The organism is Micromonospora sediminimaris (genome assembly GCF_016863575.1).
Lineage (GTDB): Bacteria > Actinomycetota > Actinomycetes > Mycobacteriales > Micromonosporaceae > Micromonospora > Micromonospora sediminimaris.
Map to the genome: position 1 here is coordinate 20,911 of NZ_BOPD01000019.1, position 20,188 is coordinate 41,098.

A 20,188-nucleotide genomic window follows, 5' to 3' on the forward strand; every position below is an offset into this window, starting at 1 on the left:
CGTACGACAGGACCTAACGGTGGCCCGGGTGGTTTTCCCAGTCGTCCGGCTCGTGCTCGTCGTCGGGCCGCTCCGGGACGCGGCACGCCCGCTCCAGCCAGAGCGCGGCGGCCACCAGAGCGGTCGAGGCCAGCACACCGGCAATGGCAGCCGGGCGGTCGTCGGCGGCCGCCCGCGTCGGCTGTACGAACAACCAGCCCGTCAGCCCCGCGTACCCTCCGGCGAAGATGGCGCCGACCAGCGCGGACGCCTTGGCCAGTACGACGAACCGAGCCACCATCAACGGATTGACCGGGTCACGGCCCGGTCGGCGGTCGATCCGACCCCGGGTGTTGATCGCGGCGTACGCCTCCAGCACAGCCAGCCCGGCCAGCGTCACCACCGGCAGCCAGGGCAGCGGCGGCAGCCGCTCGTAGTAGATGCCGCTGATCAACAGCCAGGCCACCGCGGCGGCGGCGAGGGCGGCCACCACCAGCGTCGAGATGCGGGTGGGTCCCATCCGCGACCCGTCGGGCGGCGGTGAAACGCTCATGCCGGCGCCCCGCTGCACGTCGCACCGCCAGGAGACACCGTCGCGCTGAGCCTGATGGTCCGCTCGGTGCGCTCGCTCATGCCGTCGACTCTAACGTCAGATCGGGTCGGGGGCTCAGTTCCGGCACCTCGACGGCGAGCGGGCCGGTGGTGAGCAGGTCGGTCAACGAACCATGCCCCGGCAGGTGACCGTAGGGCTGGATGTCGATCCACGGTCGCAGCACGAAGGCCCGCAGATGGGCCCGGGGATGCGGCAGGGTCAGCTCGGGGTCGTCACTGAACACCGGGTGGTCGTCGTCGGTCCACACCGCGACGATGTCGACGTCCAGCGTGCGGGGACCGAAGCGCCGCTCCGGGTCCCTGACCCGCCCGGCGGCGGCCTCCGCCGCCCGCGCCCGCGCCAACCAGTCGTATGGGCCGGCGTTCGGGTCCACAGCCAGCAGCACGGCATTCAGGTACGCCGGCTGTTCGACGTCGCCCCACGGTGGGGTCTCGTAGACCCCGGAGACCACCAGCACACTCTCACCGAGGACGGTCAAGGCGGTGCGCAGGTGACCGAGCCGGTCACCGAGGTTGCTGCCGAGGGAGAGCACGGCGCGGGTCATCGGGTACGCGTCCGACGCATCGTCACGGCCACGTCGGTGAAGGCGTGCGGAACCGGCGCCTCGGGCTTGTGCACCGTGACCGTCACGCCGGACACCCGCGGATCCGCCAGGCAGACCTCGATCAGCCGATCGGCGAGAGTCTCGATCAGATTGACCGGCTCGCCGGTGATCACCTCGACCAGCCGCTCGGCCAGTTCGCCATAGTGCACGGTGTCCCGCACGTCGTCGGACCGCGCGGCCGGACCCAGGTCGAGTTCGAGCACCGCGTCGACGACGAACTCCTGACCGTTGGCGCGTTCGAAGTCGTACACCCCGTGCCGGCCGTGCGCCCGCAGGCCGGTCAGCTCGATCCGACCGGTCATCGTCGCCCCTGCCCGTCGACCGCGCTCCCGTCGGCGGCAGCCGACCAGACGACCTCACCAACTGTCGACCCGCCACCGGGGATGATCTCGGTGGCCAGCCGGGGACGGCCGGTGGCCTGCCAGACGGCGAGGGCGTCGACGGTGGCGCGCACGTCGTGCACGCGTACCCCCCAGGCGCCGGCAGCGACCGCGAGCAGGCTGGTGGCGACCGTGGCCGCCGTCCGCCCGTCGGTGGGTCGGGGCACGCCGTCGGAGTCGGCCAGCAGTTGTCCCAGGTACGACTTGCGGCTCGCGCCGAACAGCAGCGGGTAGCCGAGTTCGATAAGTTCGGGCAGCCGGGCGCTGAGTTGCCAGTTGTGGGCGGCGTTCTTGGCGAAGCCGAGGCCCGGATCGATGATGATGCGCCCCGGGTCGACTCCGGCGGCTAGCGCCGCGTCCACCCGCTTACCGAGTTCGGCACGGACGTCGGCGACCACGTCGCCGTAGCTGGCCAGCTCGCTCATCCGGCGGGAGTGGCCACGCCAGTGCATCAGCACCCAGGGGCAGCCGGCGTCGCCGACCACCCGGGCCATGTCGGCGTCGGCGAGCCCTCCCGAGACGTCGTTTACCACGACCGCGCCGGCGTGCAGCGCCGCCACGGCCACCCGGGCGCGGGTGGTGTCGATGCTGACCGGGACACCTGCCGAGGCGAGTTCCCGGATCACCGGTACCACGCGGGCGGTCTCGGTCTCCGCGTCGACCCGGTCGGCACCGGGGCGGGTCGACTCACCACCGACATCCACCAACCCCGCCCCTTCGGCTCGTAGCCGGACGCCGTGTGCGACAGCGGCCTCGACGTCGGCGTAGCGTCCGCCGTCGGAGAAAGAGTCGGGCGTGACGTTCAGGACGCCCATCACCACCGGGGCCGGGGCCCGCACCAGATCGGTCACGAGTAGGACGGTACCGGTCCCGTTGCACGTCGCAGACCGCCCCGTCGACACCCCTGACATGGCAATTGGAACAGGTGTACGATCGGTCGTCCGGGTCACTTCGGGCAGCATCTTCGCGGCTTGTCGCAAAGGGGGGCGGCCCGTACGCTGTGGAATTGCCCAGCATCGAGATGGCGACGGTAGGAGGGAGGGCCGAAACGGGACAACCCGCCCAAAAATCGCCACCCTACGTGGCGGTTGTCGTACGCAGGGTCTCGTGCGCTGCGCACATTGAGCACCGATCCCGCCAGGCTTGCCTACTGCACCACCGCGGCGCCGCCGGCCGCGACTTGGGGAGGTTTCAGTGATCGCCATCGAGCTGATGGAAACGGCGTCCACAAGCGCCGCCCACCTGCTCTCCACCCTGGCGTCGTCGATTCCGTTCGCCGCCGAGGAACCGAAGGGGATCGACACCGAAGGCGTCGTCACCTTCTTCGCCAGCAAGATTGCTCCGATCCTGCTGGCCGTGCTGGGCGTCATCTTCATCGGCCGCGCCAGCCGAGGCGAGATCTCCAAGGTGCTTACCAGTTCGGCCATCGCGATCGTCGGGTTGGCCTTCATCGCCGGAGCCGCCACCCTCTTCTTCATCGGCGACTTCCTGATCAACCTGATCTTCGAATAGGCGCGGGCACGAGATGCGGCTGCGCACCGACGACGACATCTACCGGGCCCGCCTGGTCTATCTCGGCCCGCCCGGCTACACCCTTCCGGTCCACCTGCCGTACGCCCAGTACGGGCTGTTCATGCTGCTCGTCCCCCTCTACATGTTCATCCACTGGCTGTTCACGCTGCAGGTCGAGCTCTTTCCCGCCTGGGAGATCGCCCTCGCCATCGTGACCACCTCGTTCGTCTTCCGGTACGTCGACCCGGACCGTCCGGCGCGCATGGTGATCCGTACCGCGCTGACCGACTGGCGACGCACCCGGGAGCCGGCCGCCGAGCAGCGCGATCCGCGCCTGGTCGGCAGCAGGATCAGGATCCGGGAGGAACTGGCATGACCGGCTGCACGCCGTACGGGCCGAACGAGGACACGGGCAGGGCGATCGCATGAGCCGCTCCGCCACGCCGGGATCCCCGGCCGGACGTCCGGCCGCACCACACGGTAACCGTGCGCGTTCATTCGACTACCCTGAATCCGACGAGCGGGACGAGGCCACGTTGGATCCGGCGCTCGCCACCACCCCGGGTCACGGCAGCGTCGGCGTGTTCCAGGCACCTCGCCCGCCGCAGCGCCGGGCGGTTCCGGCCGACCCGGCCCCGGCCAGCCGGGACGGCGCAGACATCGACTCTCCGTTCCTCGATCTTTTCGGTGGCGCATACCCTCGCGGCGGTTCCGCCCAGCGGGGCAACGGGCTCCCCGCGCGGGCCCTGCCGCAGCAGCCGCACCCCACGCCACCACCCGCCGTCGGGCCCGCACCGGCCGCTCATCGGGCGGCTCCGCCACCGGCACCCCCGCGACCGCCCGGCCCCACGCCGGCCGCGCCACCTGTCCACCCAGTCGACGACGCGGTGGCAGCCCCGAGCCTGCCGCCGGCCCCCTCCCGGGTGGCGCCCGCCCCCGCAGACCGGTTGCCGAGCGCCCGGCCACCCGCCGACGATCGTCCCGCCGGAGACGACCGTCCGGTCCGGGAGGACCGCCGCGCCCGCGACAACAACGACCTGGCATCCGCCGACGCCGAAACCCGGACGCCACGCCGGGTGGCACCCCCGGCCAACCGCCCGGCTCCCCGGCAGCGGTCCGTCGACCATCGGGACCGGCCGGTCAAGCCGGTCCGCGTTCGCCCCCCGAAGATCAAGTTTGGCGATCGGGATCCGGCGGTCGAGCTGGCCATCACCGAGATCGCCGGTCACCTGACCTTCACCCCCAACACGGTCACCGCCTGGTACTGGCTGCCCGAGGTGCGCTGGGCCTTCCGCCCCGACGCCGAACGCGAGGCGTTGCTCGCGGCCATCTCCGAGCAGTACGCCGGCCTGGCCGGCTTCCGGCTGCACCTACGCCGGACCACCCGGCCCTTCCCGGCCGACGAGTGGGCCCGCACCATCGACGCCAACACCGCCGGGCCGCTGCCCGACGTGGCCGGCACACCCGGCTGGGCCGAGCACCTGGTCGCCGCGCAACGGCACCTGCTCTCGGTCAATCACGCCGAGGGCCAGACCTACCTCGGCGTCACCTTCGCCCGCCGTTCCCTCGGTGACTCGCTCACCGAGCGACTGCTGCGCACCTTCGGCCGCGGCGTCGCCGATGGCGAGCGACGCAAGCTCGGCCGCACCGTCGAGCAGTTCGACGAGGTACTCGGCGCCTTCGGGATGCGCGGACGACGGGTCACCGCGCACGAACTGGAATGGCTGCTCTACCGGTCGGTGGCGCTCTGCATGGCACCTCCCGGCACGCTCTCGCCCATCACCGACGGACGTTGGGAACGCGGCGACCTGCTCGCCCTCACCGAGCAGGTCGAGCGCTACCGCACGCCGTACGGCTCCACTGTCAAGCTGGTCCACCGGATGACCGGCGAGGAACGACACGTGGCGGTGCTCGCCGTCGGTCGGATGGAGCCGCTCGAGATCCCCGAGCGACACGAGCCCTGGCTGCACTTCCACGAGCGACTGCCCTGGCCGATGGAGCTTTCCACCCGGGTCGACATCCTCGGTTCCGGCGACTCCTTCCGCAACCTGGAACACCGGCTCCGGATGATCCGGTCACAGCAGTTGGACTACGCCGAACACGGCATCGACGCCCCGCCCGAGCTGGAACGACTCGCCAAGCGGGCCCTGGTCATCGGCGACGAGATGACCACCGGGCTGCCGGTCGACTCCGCCCGCGCCCACGGCTGGCACCGGATCGCGGTCGGCGGCCGTACCCGGGAGGAGTGCCTGGAACGGGCCCGACGGCTCATTCAGCTCTACTCCCGCGAACTGCGCATCTCCCTGCAACACCCGAAGAACCAGGACTGGCTGGCCCGCGAGTTCATCCCCGGCGAGCCGATCGCCAACACCGGCTACGTACGCAGGATGCCCGTCAACCTGCTCGCGGCGGCGCTGCCGCAGGCCGCCTCCACGGTGGGTGACCGACGTGGCGACCTGATCGGGCGTACCGCCGGCACCTGCCGTCGGCCGGTCTTCCTCGACCTGCACTTTCCCATGGAGGTGCGGGAGCGATCCGGTCTGGCGGTCTTCGTCGCCGAACCGGGCGGTGGCAAGTCCACGCTGCTCGGCGCGTTGGGTTACCTGGCCGCCCGCCGTGGCGTGCAGGTGACGCTGCTCGACCCCTCCGGCCCGCTGGCCCGGCTCTGTGCGATGCCAGAGCTTCGGCCCTACTCGCGGGTGCTGAACCTGACCGGCTCCGAACACGGCACGCTGGCGCCGTACGCGCTGATCCCGACGCCCCTGCGCAGCGAGTTCGCCACCGGAGCCGCCGGCGACCGGGAGTTCGAGATCTCGGTTTCCAACGCGCGGGCCGAACGCCGGATGCTGGTCCAGGACATCTGCATGATGCTGGTGCCACCGCAGGTGGCCCGGGAGGCCTCCACCGCCACCCTGTTCCGGCACGCCGTACGCCAGGTCCCGGCAGAGGAGACCTCCACGCTGGACGATGTGGTCACCTGTCTCGGCCAACTCGACGACGACGCCGGCCGGGAGCTGGCCAACCTGCTGCTGGACACCGCCGAGATGCCGCTGGCGATGCTCTTCTTCGGCCGCCCGCCGGAGGGTCTGCTCGGGCCGGACGCCGCACTCACCGTGATCACCATGGCTGGCCTGCGACTGCCCGACCTCAAGATCGAACGCGAGTACTGGTCTGCCGAGGAGGCGCTCGCGCTGCCGATGCTGCACACCGCGCATCGGCTGGCGGTCCGCCGATGCTACGGCGGCTCGATGGCCTCGCGGAAGCTGGTCGGCCTGGACGAGGCGCACTTCATGGAGGGATGGCGCTCCGGCCGGTCCTTCCTCGTCCGACTCGCCCGCGACTCCCGCAAGTGGAACCTCGCCGCACTGGTCGCCTCGCAGAACCCACGTGACATCCTCGGTCTCGACGTACAGAACCTCGTCTCCACCGTTTTCGTCGGCCGGATCGCCGAGGACGCCGAGATCGCCTCCGAGGCGCTGCGGCTGCTGCGCGTACCGGTCGACGACGGCTACGAGGCCACCCTCGCCTCTCTCTCCACCGCCGACGCGACCTCCGCCAGCCGGCTCGGTTTCCGGGAGTTCGTGATGCGCGACGTCGACGGCCGGGTCCAGAAGGTCCGGGTCGACGTCTCCTACGTGGATGGCCTACTGGACCACCTCGACACCACCCCCGCCGCCATCGCCGCCGCCGCAGGGGTGCTGCCGACCGTGCTGCCTGACCTGGAGGCGTGACATGGCGAGGGCCCGGGCACGGATCACGGCGCTCCTCCTGGCACTCGGCGTCCTCGCCGCAGCCACGATCGGCTGGCCCGGGCTCACAGCCACACCGGCGTACGCGGCTCCGGTGGCGTACCAGGCCGCGGCGGCCGAACTCTGCTCGACCGAGGAATGGCAGGTCGATTTCCGCGCCTGCGTCGCCAAACTTCAGCAGGTGGCGGAATCGGAGGCGACCTGCCTCAACCCTCCGACACCAACTGCCCCCGACTCCGGCATCGCCGGCTGGTTCGCCTCCCGTCCAGAGGCATCCAAGCTCCCCGGCCCGAAGGGTTACTACAGCGACTACGGCTACGCCGGTTACAGCTACAGCACCTACAAGATCGAATCCGGCTGCGCGACCACCCTGCTGCACCCGGACTACAAGTTCACAAACACCATCGCCAACGGCGAGTTCATGATGGCGACGGCGATCATCGGTGCCTCGAACGCCCTGCGCGAACGCGCCTGGGAGCCGGGCACCATGTGGGGCTGGGCCGACCCGCTGGTGGACCAGGCCACCAAGGCGATCTACCAGAAGGTGTTCAGCGTCTTCGGCATCGTCACCCTCTGCGTGGTCGGGCTCTACCTGCTCTGGCGCTCGCGCCAGTCCGACATGAGCAGCGCGATGACCACGGCGGGGTGGGCCCTGGTGGTGATGGTGGCGGTCACCGCGCTGGCCGCCTGGCCGGTCAAGTCCGCGAACCTCGCCGACGGTGCCCTCGTCTCCACGCTCGGCGTCGTGCACGACGCCGTCGGCCCGGCCGCCAAGGACGTGCCCCCGGACCGGTGTGCGATGCCGAACCCGGACGCCTGCACGGACAAGCGCCCTCCGGCGGTTCGGGCCAGTGACACGGCCGCCGAGGCGATGCTCTACCGGAACTGGCTGCGCGGCGTGCTCGGCTCGGCCGACAGCGAGACCGCGAAGAAGTACGGTGCCGCGCTCTACGACGCCAAGTCGCTCTCCTGGGGCGAGGCCGAGAAGATCCGGACCAGTCCTGAAACCCGCGAGGCCACCATCAGCGCCAAGAAGCAACAGTGGATGACTGTCGCCGCGCAGATCGAGCGGGAGGATCCGGAGGCCTACGAGTACCTGCAAGGCGTCCGGGACATGGACCGGGTGGGTGCCGGGTTCATCGCGGTGCTCGCCGCTCTGCTTTTCGCGATGTTCGACCTGACCGCGTCGCTGCTGGTGCTGCTGGGCTTCCTGATCTTCCGGTGGGCGGTGATCGCGGCGCCGATCCTGGGCACCATCGGCCTGCTCCGTCCAGCCAGCGCTGGCCTGCGGCGGCTGGGTAACGCGGTGGTGGCGGCGCTGTTCAACATCGCGATCTTCGGCACCGGTGCCGCCATCTACCTCTTCGCGGTCGACCTCATCATGAGCACGGCGACCCTCCCCGGCTGGCTGCAGGTGGTGCTGGTCTGGCTCTGCGGGGTGGTCGGCTGGCTGCTGCTGCGCCCCTACCGCCGGATCACCCAGCTCGGCGGCAAGGACAACAGCGAGGCGGTCAGCTCGGCGGGCTCCTGGCACCGCCGATTCTTCCGGGACATGCGCACCGCGGCCCGGCTCGACATCGCCGAGCCCGGTGGCACCGCCGAGCCGACCGTCGGACGACGCCGGGCGATCGCACCGGAGCAGCCGAAGGTGCGTCCGGAGGCTCGTCCGGACCCGGTCCCCAGCGGCGCACCCGCGGCCGCGAAGCGGCCGGACGACCGCGAAGCGCGCGGCGCCGACGATCAGCCCCGGGAGCGGCCTGGCAAGGGGGCGGCCGCGCCCAGGCCCCGTCGTCGACAGCCGGCGTCATGGACGGAACCGGACCTGCCGGACGAGAATCCCTCCTACGTCATCTACCGTCCCGGTTCGGCCGAACGGGCTCCCGAAAAGCCGGCACCGCGGGTCCGCTCCGAGGCGCGGTGACGGTCGTGCGCCGGGCGATCGAGTTCCTGTTCCTGCGGTTGCTACGGTCCCGGCTGGGTGTCGCACTCGGGATCGCCGTGCTGGTGCTCGGGGTGGTCGGTGCAGCCAGGTTGGTGGCTGGCCCGAGCGACCCGGCGGCCGGGCTCAGTAATCGCCCGACCGACCCGATCACCACAGTGCACCCGACCACCGGGGACGACGGCGCGATCTCCACCACCACGACACCGTCCCCGGTCACCCGGCCCGGCCAGCCGACACCGGATCTGGTCGCCGAACGCTTCGCCGCCGCCTGGCTCGGCCGCCCCGGCCAGACCGCCGAGGACTGGCACGACGCGCTACGCCCGCTCTCGACCGCCGGCCTCACCGAGAAGCTTTCCGGCGCCGACCCGGCCGAAGTGCCCGCCAGCGCGGTCACCGGCGAGGTAACCCTCCGCCCACGCGGTGAGACCTTCGTGGAGGCGACAATCCCGCTCGACGGCGGGCAACTCCGCCTCGAACTGCTGGCACCCGACGGGCGATGGTTGGTGGACGCGGTGGACTGGAGCAGGGATGAGTGAGCAGAGCCGGCCCCGTCGACCGGTCCGGACCGGCGCCCTCGCCGCCGCGCTCACTGCGGCGCTGGCACTGCTCTGCTGCACCGGTGGCGCCGGTGCCTTCTTCCTCACCGAGTTGGGTGGCGACTCCGCCGAGCAGTTTGCCCCGGCCAGCATGGACTGCACCGGCGACTTCGAGGTCGACGCCACCGGCACGATGCCGCGCTTCGCCGAGTACGGAGAACGCCAGCTACGCAACGCCGCAGTGATCATCAAGGTAGGTCAGGAGATGAAGGTGCCGCCACGGGGCTGGGTGATCGCCGTGGCGACCGCCATGCAGGAGTCGCGGCTGCTGAACCTGGCAAACAGCACGGTCGGCGAGTCACAGGACATCCCGAACGAGGGGATCGGGGCCGACCACGACTCCGTCGGCCTCTTCCAGCAACGGGCCTCGTGGGGCACGGTCGCCCAGCGGATGAACCCCGAGTACGCGTCCCGCAAGTTCTACGAGAAGCTGGTCGACGTGGCCGACTGGGAGAAACTGCCGCTGACCGTGGCCGCGCAGCAGGTCCAGATCAGCGCCTTTCCGGACGCGTACGCCAAGCACGAGGAACTCGCTGCCCGCATCGTGGACGCGCTGGCCGGGGGTGCGGCGCGGACCGCGCTGATCGCCGGACAGGACGTATGTGACGCCGCCGCGGGCGGCGAGATCGCCGCCTCCGGTTGGACCGCACCGATTCCGGGCGGGGTTGGCTCCGGATTCCGAACCGCCAGTCGGCCCGGACACAACGGTGTGGACATCGCCGCGCCGAAGGGCACCTTGATCAGGGCCTCGGCGACCGGACGGGTGCTGGTGTCTCGCTGTGATCCCGACCGGAGAGGGCGACTAACGTGCAACGTGGATGGCTGGCCCGGTAAGGGAGGCTGCGGCTGGTTCGTCGACGTGCTGCACGCCCAGGGCTTCATCACCCGCTACTGTCATCTGGTGAGTCGTCCCCGGGTCGCCGCAGGCGACACGGTGCAGGCCGGTGAGGTGATCGGCGAGGTGGGGAGCAGCGGCAACTCCTCCGGGCCGCACCTGCACTTCGAGGTGCACGTCGAAGGTGATCGCAGCAGCCGGGGCGCCATCGACCCGGTGCCGTTCATGCGGTCGAAGGGCGCGCCGTTGAAGGGCGCCGGGTGAACCACGGGCAATCATGACCGAACCACTTCCCGACCCGTTCGCCGACCAGCCCGACTGGGCTCCCCAGCCGCCGCGCCCGATCGAGATCCTTCCCGCTGCCGGAAGCGTCGAACTGCGCGGCCGGCGGGTGCTGGTCGGACTCCCCGGTCTGGGATGGCGTGCCGACCTACGGGCCGACGATCGGGTGGTGCAGAACAGCCGCACCTACGTACCGGTCATCCCGGAGCACGAGTGGTATCGCGCCGAGGCGGACCAGGTCGAGGTGTTCGCCCCGCTGGTGCCGGTCGAACGGGTCTGGGTCGAGACGGTCGGCCGGGCGACCACGCCGACGACTGAGAGCGGCCTGCGTCTCGTCTCGCTGGACGCCCCGGCCCACCCAGCGCCGACGCCGGTCTTCGAGGCGGACGCGGTGACCGGGCGACGGGTCGTGCACATGGTCGGTTCGGTCGAGCACCGTGATCTGCGCGCCGTCACCGAGACTTACTCGGGTGCCGAGGGCGACATCTGCGTACGGGTGACACCCGAGGTGGAGTGGTACCGCTGGGCCTGGCGCGGTCAGGCCCCCACCACATTGGAGGTACCGGTACACATGCTGTGGGTGGAGTGAAGCTAGCCGGGCACGGCTGAGCAGACCCGCCAGTCCTCGCCCAACCGGGTGGTGAACGTCCAGGATTGCCGATCACTCTGCCGAATACCGTCCACCTGCGCCGCGAAGGTTAGATCGACACGCACCTCGGCGCTGCCGTCGATCCGATCCACCTGGAAACGTTCCCAACTAACCCACATGGTCGTGCCGAACCGCTCCTCCCGGGCTGCAAGGTCATCCCTGAGCCGTCGAAGCGTCTCGAACTCGGACACACCTTCGCAGCTGAATAGGCGCGATCGAGCGTCGTTGCGATCTACTAGGTACGCACGCAGGTAGTTATCCACTACCACTGCGGGAGTGCTGCGGTCGAGGGTGGTGGCGCGGTCGTAGACGAAATAGCCGACGACTCCCCCGGTCAGGCAGAGCACCGCGACCACCCCAGCGACCACGGTCAGTACCGTACGCAGGCGCCGCCGGGGCTGGCGCGGGGCCGGCGCGACCGCAGGCGGTGCCAGTTCCTCCGGCGGTGTCCTCTGCGCCGGTACGCGGGAGACCTGGGAACCGGCGGGGGGCGGCACTGATTCCACCCTCTGAGGCTAGCGGCTGCCGGCCCAGGACCCAATGCCCCAGATTTGGCAGATCGTGACCGAACCCTGCCGATGGGTGAGATCCATGACAACACCGACGCAGCGCCGACGCGCTTCCCGGAGGTGGAGCCTTCGCTGGGATACCGTCGTTGCTGCCCGGCGAGTGGGTGCCGACCTCGGGCGGAGGGGGTGGACACGGTGGGCGGTCCGAAGGCACGGACGCTCCGCGCCGCCGCGCTGCACCGCCGGGCCGCCGCGACGGTCACGGCGGCGACGAACGTTCTCGACGAGACCCGTCCCGTCCCGGCCGACCAGCGCCGCCAGTACGCGCTGGCCGAGCGGCTGCGCCTGGCGGCCACCGTCCTCGCCCCTGGTTGGGCCGGGTCCACGCTGGACACGGTCGAGCCGGCGCATCCAGCCGGGGAGGGACCGCCGCCGTTCGTCCGAGTGGGCACCGCCGCCCCGCTGGACGACGCACGTTTCCCGGCGCTGGTGCCGATGTTCGGCAGCGGCCACCTCGTGGTGGACGCCGACGCGCACGAGGCACGGGTCGCCGGGCTGCTGCGGGCTGTACTGCTGCGGATGCTGGCGGCTACACCGGCCGGGGCGCTGCTGGTACGGGCGGTGGACGCCACGGGTGTCGCGCTGGCGCCGTTCGCGGCGCTCGGTGACGCCGGGGTGCTTGCCCCACCGGCCACGGACGCCGACGGTCTTCAGGCCGTGCTGGCGGAGGCGGAGCGGTGGGTGGCGCCGGACGCCGCCGGTCCTCGCCGGCACGACCGTGCGCTGCTGCTGGTGCTGGCCGCGCTGCCCGAACCGTACCGGCCGGGCGATCTCGCGCGGATCGAGACGCTCGCCGAGCAGGGGCCGGAGGCCGGGCTGCACCTGGTGGTGGCGGGGTGGCCACCGGCCCGGGCCGCACTGCCCAGGGCTACGCCGCTGGCCATGCGGACGGCCTACGCGTTGCTCGGTGATCCGCCGGGCGGGGCGTTCGCCGGTGGCGGCACCGACGGAGGGCTGAACTCGCCGGTCTTCGTCGACCCGGATCCGCCGGCCGAGTTGGTCGATACCGTGTGCCGCCGGATCGCGGCCCAGATCGAGGCCGGCAGCCGGCTCTTCCTGTCCCACCTGCTGCCGCCCACCGACGAGCTGTGGCAGGCGGCCGGGACGGAGGGGCTCAGCAGCACCGTTGGCGATGCGGGTGGCCGACCGGTTTCCCTCGGCTTCACCGAGCTGACCCCGCACTGGCTGGTCAGCGGCCGGTCGCGGGGCTGCCGGTCCACCTTCCTGACCACGGCGCTGTTGGGGCTCGTCGCGCGGTACGGCCCGGACGAGTTGTCGCTGTACCTGGTGGACCTCGGTGACGGCGAGTCCTTTGCCGAGTTCCTGCAGACGGAGCGGGACCGATCGTGGGTCCCCCAGGTCCGGGCGGCCGCGATGGCCGCCGACCGGGAGTACGTACTGGATCTGGTGGACCAGTTGACCGCCGAGGTGCATCGACGCGCGGAGGCATCCGCCCGCGCGGGTGGGCAGCGCTTCGCCGAGTTGCGGAAGCATCGCCCGCTCCCCCGGGTGGTCTGTGTGCTGGAGAACCTGCCGCTGCTCTTCGCCGAACGGGATCGCCTCTCCGCCGAGGTGGCCGCGCGGTTGGACGCACTCGCCCGGACCGGGCGGGCGTACGGGGTTCATCTGGTGCTGGCTGGCGAGGGCGACCTGGGCCTGGGCACCCGATCGGACGGTGGGCAGCGGGACTCCCTGCTGGGCCAGTTCCCGGTGCGGGTGGCGCTGCCGGGCGGCGGGGCGGTGCTGGCACCCACCAACGACGCCGCAGCCGGCCTGCCGGTGGGCAGCGCGGTGGTCAACACCGCCGGTGGTCTCGGCGGTCCCCGCGGGGCGATCCGAGGTCATGAGCGGATGGTGCGGTTCCCCGACCCGGCTGACGAGCCGGAGACGGTGGCCGGGTTGCGCCACCGACTCTGGGCGGCCCGGCCGCCGAACGCGACGCCACCCGTCGTCTTCGCCGGGTACGCGCGGCCGGTGCTGAGCAACGATCCGCGTTATCGGGCAGCCGTCGCGGGGCAGTCGACGGCCCCGGCCGCCCTGCTCGGCCGGGCGGTGGATGTCGCGCGCAGCACCGCGGCGGTGCCGTTCGGACCGGCGGCTGGGCGCAACCTCGCGGTTCTCGGTCCGCGGCCGGCTGCGTGTCGCCTGTTGGCGACGGCCGCGCACAGCACGGCGGCTCACCATCCGGCGGGTACGGCGCGGTTCGTGGTCGCCGTACCGGACGCCGAGGCTGGGCACCTGGCCGATGCTCTGGTCGCGGAGTTGGCCGAACGCCACCAGGTCGACCGGGTGGACCTCACCGGCCTGGTCGCCGTGGCGGACGCCGGTGAGCCGGCGTACCTGATCGTCTTCGGGCTGGATGTGGCACCGCCCGAGCAACTGCCGGCGGCCAGACTGCGGGCCCTGCTGCGCGACGGACCACCGGCCGGGCAGCACCTGCTCGGCTGGTGGCGTACGGTGCCGTCGTTCGCGACGCTTATGGAACCGGACGAGACCGTGGACAAGCTGACCGCCGTGGCGGTGGCGGGTGTGCCGGGGGCCCAGCTCACTCCGGTCTTCGGCCGCCCGGTGGAGTGGCGACCCCGACCCGACCGGGTGGTGCTCTGGGACGGGCCGGCAGAGCGCGGCGTGGTGCTGGTTCCGTACGACGTGCCCGGCAGCGTGCAGGGGGAATCCAGATGACTCTCGATCAGTCGCCGGTCACCACCCCCGGGCCGGTTCGGCAGCGCTCGGCCAGCGCACCGGGGGATCCGGTGCGGGCCGCCTGGTCCGACTATCTCGCCGCCGCCCGGCAGCTCGACGGGGTACGCCGTGGCGCGGCGACCGCCGCGGGCGAGCAGGCCCGCGCGGTCCAGGCCGCGCGGGAGGAGCTCGCCGCGGTACGCACCCGGCTGGCACCGCAGGAGAGCCGACTACGTGAGCTGGGCGTACCCCCGATCTCGCTGGTGCCGACACCGCCAGAGCTGGCGGAGGCGACCCGGTCGATGAGCGGCGGCCCGGCGGCGGTGTTGACGGCGTTGCGGGATGCCCGACGGTGGGCTGTCGGAGCGGATGACACGCTCGCCGCCCGCGGCCTGTCCCAGGTCGCGCACTGGCCGTCGCGCGCCCGCAACCTCCTGGTGTACGGGCCGCTGGGGTTGCTCGTTCCGGTGCTTCTGGCGGTGGTGTATGCGCTGGCCGGCACCGGTGCGGTGACCGGGTTGGCGTTGCTGGTGGGGCTGCCGGCACCGGCGGTCGCGTTCGGCCTGGGGTGGTTCGCGGTGGGCCGTTGCTTCCCGCCCGGCCCGGGTGGGCGAGTGGATCGCACGCCCCGGTTCGGCGCGCTGGTCTGCCTGGTCCCGGCCGTGGTGGTCAATGCGGGAATCGTGCTGGCGATGCTGTCGTCCTGAACAACCGACCGTCGGTCAGCGAGGGATGATCAGCGCCATCGCCTCGGCCCGGGACTTGGCGTCGTGTTGCAGAGTGCCCCGCACCGCAGACGTGATCGTCTTGGCACCGGATTTCTGGATGCCCCGCATCGCCATGCACATGTGTTCGCACTCGAGCACGACGACCACGCCGCGCGGCGCCAGCCGCGTCATCAGCAGGTCCGCGATCTGCGAGGTGAGCCGCTCCTGCACCTGGGGCCGCCGGGCGAAGACCTCGACCAGCCGGGCCAGCTTGGACAACCCGGTGATCCGGCCGTCGGGACCGGGGATGTAGCCGATGTGGGCACTGCCCCGGAAGGGCAGCAGGTGATGCTCGCAGAGGCTCATCACGTCGATGTCCCGGACCAGCACCAGTTCCTCGTGGTTGGCCTCGAAGGTGGTGGTGAGCACCGTGCCCGGGTCGACGCGCAGGCCGGCGAAGAGTTCCGCGTACGCCCGCGCGACCCGGGCCGGGGTCTGTTGGAGGCCGTCGCGGTCGGGATCCTCCCCGACCGCGATGAGGATCTCGCGGACGGCCTTCTCAATCCGGCCGAGGTCCATGGTGTCCTCGACGGGACGACCGGTGAGCCGGCCGTTGATCAGCCGCGCGGCGATGTAGTCGAGGCGATCGGTGTCGGGCTCGGTGGCGGAGGCGGCCAGTCCCCGCTGCGGGGAACTGGCCGCCGTGTCGTCGGTGCTCAGTGCGAACCGTCCGAGGAGTTGTTGGAGCTGCCGCCACCGACGGTCGCCTCCGCGCCGTCGGCCTCCGCCTGCACCTTCAGCGCGTCCTTCTCCGCCGGGGTGAGTACGGGCGGCTCGGTGGAGGGCTGCCGCTTGCCGAAACCGTTGTACGGGGCCATCGGCGGTCGCTTCACCACCCGGGCGCAGATCCGGGCCATGTCGGCGGTGGAGAGGGTCTCCTTCTCCATCAGCTCGAGCACGATGTTGTCCAACACGTCCCGGTACTCGACCAGGATCTCCCAGGCCTCGTCGTGTGCCAGTTCGATGAGTGCCCGCATCTCGCCGTCGATCTCGGCGGCGACCGCGTCGGAGTAGTCCCGCTCGTGGCCCATGTTGCGACCGAGGAACGGCTCGTCGCCGCTGGTGCCGTACTTGATGGCACCGAGCTTGGAACTCATCCCGTACTGGGTGATCATCGCGCGGGCCAGCTGGGTGGCCTTCTCGATGTCGTTGCCGGCACCGGTGGTGGGCTCGTGGAAGACGAGTTCCTCGGCGGCCCGGCCACCCAGCGCGTACGCCAGGGTGTCGACCATCTCGGCGCGGGTCTGGGTGTACTTGTCCTCCGTGGGCAGCACCAGGGTGTGGCCCAGGGAACGGCCCCGGGACAGGATCGTCACCTTGTGCACCGGTGCGGCGTGCGGCAGCGCCCAGGCGACCAGTGCGTGCCCACCCTCGTGGTACGCGGTGATCTTCTTCTCCTGGTCACTCATCACCCGGGTACGACGCTGCGGGCCGGCGATCACGCGGTCGATCGACTCCTCGAGCGAGTCGTTGGAGATGGCCCGCTGGTCCTTCCGGGCGGTCAGCAGGGCCGCTTCGTTGATCACGTTGGCGAGGTCGGCGCCGCTGAAGCCCGGCGTCCGCTTGGCCACCGAGTCGAGGTCGACGTCGGGCGTGAACGGCTTGCCCTTGGCGTGCACCCGCAAGATGGCCTTGCGGCCCTCCATGTCGGGAGCGTCCACCGGGATCTGCCGGTCGAACCGGCCCGGACGCAGCAACGCCGGGTCGAGGATGTCCGGCCGGTTGGTGGCGGCGATCAGGATGACGCCGCCCTTGACGTCGAAGCCGTCCATCTCGACGAGGAGCTGGTTCAGGGTCTGCTCGCGCTCGTCGTGGCCGCCGCCCATGCCGGCGCCACGGTGCCGGCCGACGGCGTCGATCTCGTCGACGAAGACGATTGCGGGCGCGTTCGCCTTGGCCTGCTCGAACAGGTCACGGACCCGGCTGGCACCGACACCGACGAACATCTCGACGAAGTCGGAACCGGAGATCGAGTAGAACGGCACCCCGGCCTCGCCGGCTACCGCTCGGGCGAGCAGCGTCTTACCGGTGCCGGGCGGGCCGAAGAGCAGCACGCCCTTCGGGATCTTCGCACCGAGCGCCTGGTACTTCGCCGGGTTCTGCAGGAAGTCCTTGATCTCGTGCAGTTCCTCGACGGCCTCCTCGGAGCCCGCCACGTCGGCGAACGTCGTCTTCGGCGTGTCCTTGGTGATCATCTTCGCCTTGGACTTGCCGAAGTTGAGCACTCGGGAGCCGCCGCCCTGCATCTGCGACATGAAGAACAGCAGCAGGAGCACGAGCAGCACGATGGGAAGCAGGTTGACCAGCAGGCTGACCCAGATGCTGTCGGACGACACCTCGGTGTCGGCCGGCCCGGTGACCCGGTTGTTGGCCTTGGCGTCGAGGACCTGGTTCCAGACCTCGTCGCCGACCTCGTAGGGGAATTGGGCCTCGATCAGCTTGGTGGTGGTATCGCCGAACTCGGTCTCCTCGGCCAGCTCGAGCTGGATCGTCTGTTCCTTGTCCTGGAAGACGACCTTCTCGATGCCGCCCTTGTTGAGCTGGTCGAGCGCGACGGACGTGTCCACCCGGTGGTAACTGGGTCCACCGGTGAACAACTGACTGAGCACGACGGCGCCGAGGATGACCAGGATGACCCAGAACACCGGTCGGCGGAAGAAACGCGTACGTTCCATGCTGTTGTCGAGCGCCGAGACGCCCGCATCCTCCTGATCGACGTCCTGACCGACTGTGGGTGTCGCCGCCTGGGCGGCTGCCGGAGCCGCCGTGCGGGCCGGCCTCGACCCCGGGACGCGATTGCCGCGCCACGGTCATTCGACGGTACACCGTGCGAGACCGATATGAGCTGGCGAGCCCAGCACTTACGCGCACGGCGAACCGGATGTCAGCCGGCGTGGCCCGGAGTCGGATCCCCGGGTCACCGTGGTCAAAGGTAGTCCGATCAGCTGAAAGTCGGCTGAATGTCGGGCGGACGCGCCCGCGGCGACAGTCGGGCCCGGCGGCGTGGCGGCCGGGGGCGTCGACGGTTCCGCGACGAGGGCTGACGGTCCGGCGGCACCGCGACGCGACGCCGCCGCACGGTCAGGAGCGGGCGTAGACCTCCGGCTTGAGCACTCCCACGTACGGCAGCTCCCGGTAGCGCTCACCGAAGTCGAGGCCGTACCCGACGACGAACTCGGTCGGAATGTCGAAGCCCACGTACCGGACCGGAACCGTCACCTTCACCGCGTCCGGCTTGCGGAACAGCGCGACCACCTCGACGCTCGCCGCCGACCGGGACTCCAGGTAGCGCAGCAGCCAGGACAGGGTCAGCCCGGAGTCGACGATGTCCTCCACGACGACGACGTGCCGACCGGCGATGTCCCGGTCGAGGTCCTTGAGGATGCGCACCACGCCGGAGGAGGTGGTGCCCTGCCCGTACGAGGAGATGGCCATGAAGTCCAGCTCGGCCGGGGGTCCGTGCCGGCCCAGCGCCCGGGCGAAGTCGGCCATGAACATGACCGCGCCCTTGAGTACGCAGACGAGCAACAGCCCGTCGGTGACGTGGGAGTAGTCCGCGGAGACCTGCTTGGCCAGCTCCGCGGTCTTCTCGCGGATCTGCGCCTCGGAAATGATCACGTGGTCGATGTCGGCGTCGTACCAGGAGCCGTCAGCCATGACCATAGCCTGCCGTACGCCCCGGGTTCACCGTCGGCGGGGCCGCCCGTTTCGAGGCAGCCCCGCCCAGTGATTTTTCGGATGAAGGGAACATTCGCCTCAGCAGTGGCGTGACTGCCACCTGCGGCCCCCGTCGGAGGGCTTCCAGTCCGCGGAGTCACGGCTGTCGGCGGTCAGCCCCAGGGCGGACAGCAGGGCGAGGGTCAGGAAGAACAACAGGAAGAACAGGAAACCCATGGCGGCGCTCGCTTTCTGGCGTCTGCGGTTGTCGTGTCGCCGCCGGTGCGCACCGGACATCTACCAGTCTGCGTACCCCGCCAATCCCCGAACAGTGGCAGGAATGCCACTCCTACTCGATTTCCTGCCACTCCTACGGTTACCCTCGTCACATGCTTCGTTCCGTGGCCGTACTCGTCCTGGACGGCGTCGCCCCGTTCGAACTCGGCGTGCTCGCCGAGGTGTTCGGCACCGACCGCACCGCCGACGGACTGCCCGGCTACCGCTTCGACGTGTGTGGACCCGGGCAGGCCCCGGTACGCACGTCCGCCGGCTTCCACCTGGTACCGAACGCCGACCTGGATCCGCTGGAGCAGGCGGACCTGGTGGCCGTCCCCGCCCACGACCCGACCACCACCGCACCGGCCGAGGTCCACGAGGCGCTGCGTCGCGCCGCCGACCGGGGCGCGTACCTGTTCAGCGTGTGTGCCGGCGCGTACCTGCTGGGCGAGGCGGGACTGCTCGACGGCCGGGAGTGCACCACCCACTGGCGGCACGTCGACGAGTTGCAGCGCCGTCACCCGAGCGCCCGCGTGCGCTGCAACTCGCTCTACGTGCAGGACGGTCGACTGCTCACCAGCGCGGGCACCGCCGCCGGTATCGACGCCTGCCTGCACCTGGTACGCCAGGCGCACGGCTCGGCCACCGCCACCCGGCTCGCCCGACGGATGGTGGTACCGCCACATCGCGACGGCGGACAGGCCCAGTACATCGAGGCGCCGATCGCGAAGGCACCCGAGGCGCCCACCCTGGAACCGGTACTGGAGTGGCTGATGGGCCATCTGGACCGGCAGACCAGCGTCGACGAGTTGGCCGCGCGGGCCGGGATGGCGCCACGGACCTTCGCCCGCCGGTTCCGTGCCGAGACGGGCACCACCCCGCACGACTGGCTGACCAACCAACGCGTCCTGCTGGCCCGCCGGCTGTTGGAGGACACCACGCTCACCGTGGAGGGGGTGGCCGAACGGGCCGGCTTCGGTGACGCCGCCGCCCTGCGGCACCACTTCACCCGCCGGGTCGGCGCCACGCCGCAGGCGTACCGCACCACGTTCCGCGATCGTGCTCCGACCGGTTGACCGGTCACCGGCCGGTCGCG

General features: G+C 71.1%; 19 protein-coding genes. 10 read left to right on the forward strand and 9 right to left on the reverse strand.

Going from position 1 to position 20,188, the window contains the following annotated elements; all coding sequences use genetic code 11:
- Window positions 1-13 precede the first annotated feature (13 nt).
- From Vse01_RS16275 to folP, 4 genes are all read right to left on the reverse strand, one after another.
- On the reverse strand, window positions 14-499 hold the full coding sequence (locus tag Vse01_RS16275; RefSeq protein WP_170863606.1) for a DUF3180 domain-containing protein: 486 nt from the start codon (window positions 497-499) through the stop codon (window positions 14-16).
- Between the two features lie 109 nt (window positions 500-608).
- Window positions 609-1,136, reverse strand: coding sequence for a 2-amino-4-hydroxy-6-hydroxymethyldihydropteridine diphosphokinase (gene folK, locus Vse01_RS16280; RefSeq protein WP_093409860.1), 528 nt, complete (start codon window positions 1,134-1,136; stop codon window positions 609-611).
- Window positions 1,133-1,498 (reverse strand): dihydroneopterin aldolase, encoded by a 366-nt coding sequence (gene folB, locus Vse01_RS16285; RefSeq protein WP_093409862.1) that lies wholly within the window; start codon window positions 1,496-1,498, stop codon window positions 1,133-1,135. The genes folK and folB overlap by 4 nt, the downstream gene beginning before the upstream one ends.
- The gene (gene folP, locus Vse01_RS16290; protein ID WP_232511429.1) at window positions 1,495-2,427 is read right to left on the reverse strand and encodes a dihydropteroate synthase; all 933 of its coding nucleotides are present in this window, start codon (window positions 2,425-2,427) and stop codon (window positions 1,495-1,497) included. The genes folB and folP overlap by 4 nt, the downstream gene beginning before the upstream one ends.
- Window positions 2,428-2,770: 343 nt before the next feature.
- Here folP and Vse01_RS16295 point away from each other — a divergent pair, with 343 nt between their 5' ends.
- From Vse01_RS16295 to Vse01_RS16325, 7 genes are read left to right on the forward strand one after another with little or no spacing between them, the layout of a single operon-like run.
- Window positions 2,771-3,088: a hypothetical protein gene (locus Vse01_RS16295; RefSeq protein WP_093409864.1), complete on the forward strand. Its 318-nt coding sequence runs from the start codon at window positions 2,771-2,773 to the stop codon at window positions 3,086-3,088.
- Between the two features lie 13 nt (window positions 3,089-3,101).
- A complete protein-coding gene (locus Vse01_RS16300; protein WP_093409867.1) occupies window positions 3,102-3,464 on the forward strand; it encodes a hypothetical protein in 363 nt (120 codons plus the stop codon).
- 49 nt (window positions 3,465-3,513) lie between these two features.
- Entirely contained in the window at window positions 3,514-6,819 is a 3,306-nt protein-coding gene (locus tag Vse01_RS16305; protein WP_093409870.1) for an ATP-binding protein, read from the forward strand.
- Window position 6,820: 1 nt separating this feature from the next.
- A complete protein-coding gene (locus Vse01_RS16310) occupies window positions 6,821-8,758 on the forward strand; it encodes an MraY family glycosyltransferase (RefSeq protein WP_093409873.1) in 1,938 nt (645 codons plus the stop codon).
- On the forward strand, window positions 8,755-9,315 hold the full coding sequence (locus tag Vse01_RS16315) for a hypothetical protein (protein ID WP_093409876.1): 561 nt from the start codon (window positions 8,755-8,757) through the stop codon (window positions 9,313-9,315). The genes Vse01_RS16310 and Vse01_RS16315 overlap by 4 nt, the downstream gene beginning before the upstream one ends.
- Window positions 9,308-10,474, forward strand: coding sequence for a M23 family metallopeptidase (locus Vse01_RS16320; RefSeq protein ID WP_093409878.1), 1,167 nt, complete (start codon window positions 9,308-9,310; stop codon window positions 10,472-10,474). Before Vse01_RS16315 ends, Vse01_RS16320 begins: the two co-directional genes overlap by 8 nt.
- 13 nt (window positions 10,475-10,487) lie before the next feature.
- The gene (locus Vse01_RS16325; protein ID WP_093409881.1) at window positions 10,488-11,081 is read left to right on the forward strand and encodes a hypothetical protein; all 594 of its coding nucleotides are present in this window, start codon (window positions 10,488-10,490) and stop codon (window positions 11,079-11,081) included.
- 2 nt (window positions 11,082-11,083) lie between these two features.
- Here Vse01_RS16325 and Vse01_RS16330 read toward each other — a convergent pair whose 3' ends face one another.
- Window positions 11,084-11,638 carry a hypothetical protein gene (locus Vse01_RS16330; RefSeq protein WP_093409884.1) on the reverse strand — a complete coding sequence of 185 codons (555 nt, stop codon included), beginning with the start codon at window positions 11,636-11,638 and terminating at the stop codon, window positions 11,084-11,086.
- A gap of 198 nt (window positions 11,639-11,836) precedes the next feature.
- On the opposite strand from Vse01_RS16330, the gene Vse01_RS16335 reads away from it, so the two are divergent.
- A complete protein-coding gene (locus Vse01_RS16335) occupies window positions 11,837-14,392 on the forward strand; it encodes an FtsK/SpoIIIE domain-containing protein (protein ID WP_093409886.1) in 2,556 nt (851 codons plus the stop codon).
- Window positions 14,389-15,099, forward strand: coding sequence for a hypothetical protein (locus Vse01_RS16340; protein WP_093409888.1), 711 nt, complete (start codon window positions 14,389-14,391; stop codon window positions 15,097-15,099). Before Vse01_RS16335 ends, Vse01_RS16340 begins: the two co-directional genes overlap by 4 nt.
- Window positions 15,100-15,114: 15 nt before the next feature.
- Here Vse01_RS16340 and folE read toward each other — a convergent pair whose 3' ends face one another.
- The 4 genes from folE to Vse01_RS16360 form a co-directional block, all read right to left on the reverse strand.
- The gene (folE, locus tag Vse01_RS16345; protein ID WP_170863608.1) at window positions 15,115-15,777 is read right to left on the reverse strand and encodes a GTP cyclohydrolase I FolE; all 663 of its coding nucleotides are present in this window, start codon (window positions 15,775-15,777) and stop codon (window positions 15,115-15,117) included.
- Between the two features lie 38 nt (window positions 15,778-15,815).
- Window positions 15,816-17,834 (reverse strand): ATP-dependent zinc metalloprotease FtsH, encoded by a 2,019-nt coding sequence (gene ftsH, locus Vse01_RS16350; protein WP_093409891.1) that lies wholly within the window; start codon window positions 17,832-17,834, stop codon window positions 15,816-15,818.
- Between the two features lie 406 nt (window positions 17,835-18,240).
- Complete coding sequence (gene hpt, locus Vse01_RS16355) at window positions 18,241-18,816, reverse strand: hypoxanthine phosphoribosyltransferase (RefSeq protein WP_093410109.1); 576 nt, start codon at window positions 18,814-18,816, stop codon at window positions 18,241-18,243.
- 99 nt (window positions 18,817-18,915) lie between these two features.
- Window positions 18,916-19,053, reverse strand: coding sequence for a hypothetical protein (locus tag Vse01_RS16360; RefSeq protein ID WP_170863600.1), 138 nt, complete (start codon window positions 19,051-19,053; stop codon window positions 18,916-18,918).
- A 152-nt stretch (window positions 19,054-19,205) separates the two neighbouring features.
- Between Vse01_RS16360 and Vse01_RS16365 the strand changes: the two genes are divergently transcribed.
- Entirely contained in the window at window positions 19,206-20,168 is a 963-nt protein-coding gene (locus Vse01_RS16365) for a GlxA family transcriptional regulator (protein ID WP_093409893.1), read from the forward strand.
- Window positions 20,169-20,188 lie beyond the last annotated feature (20 nt).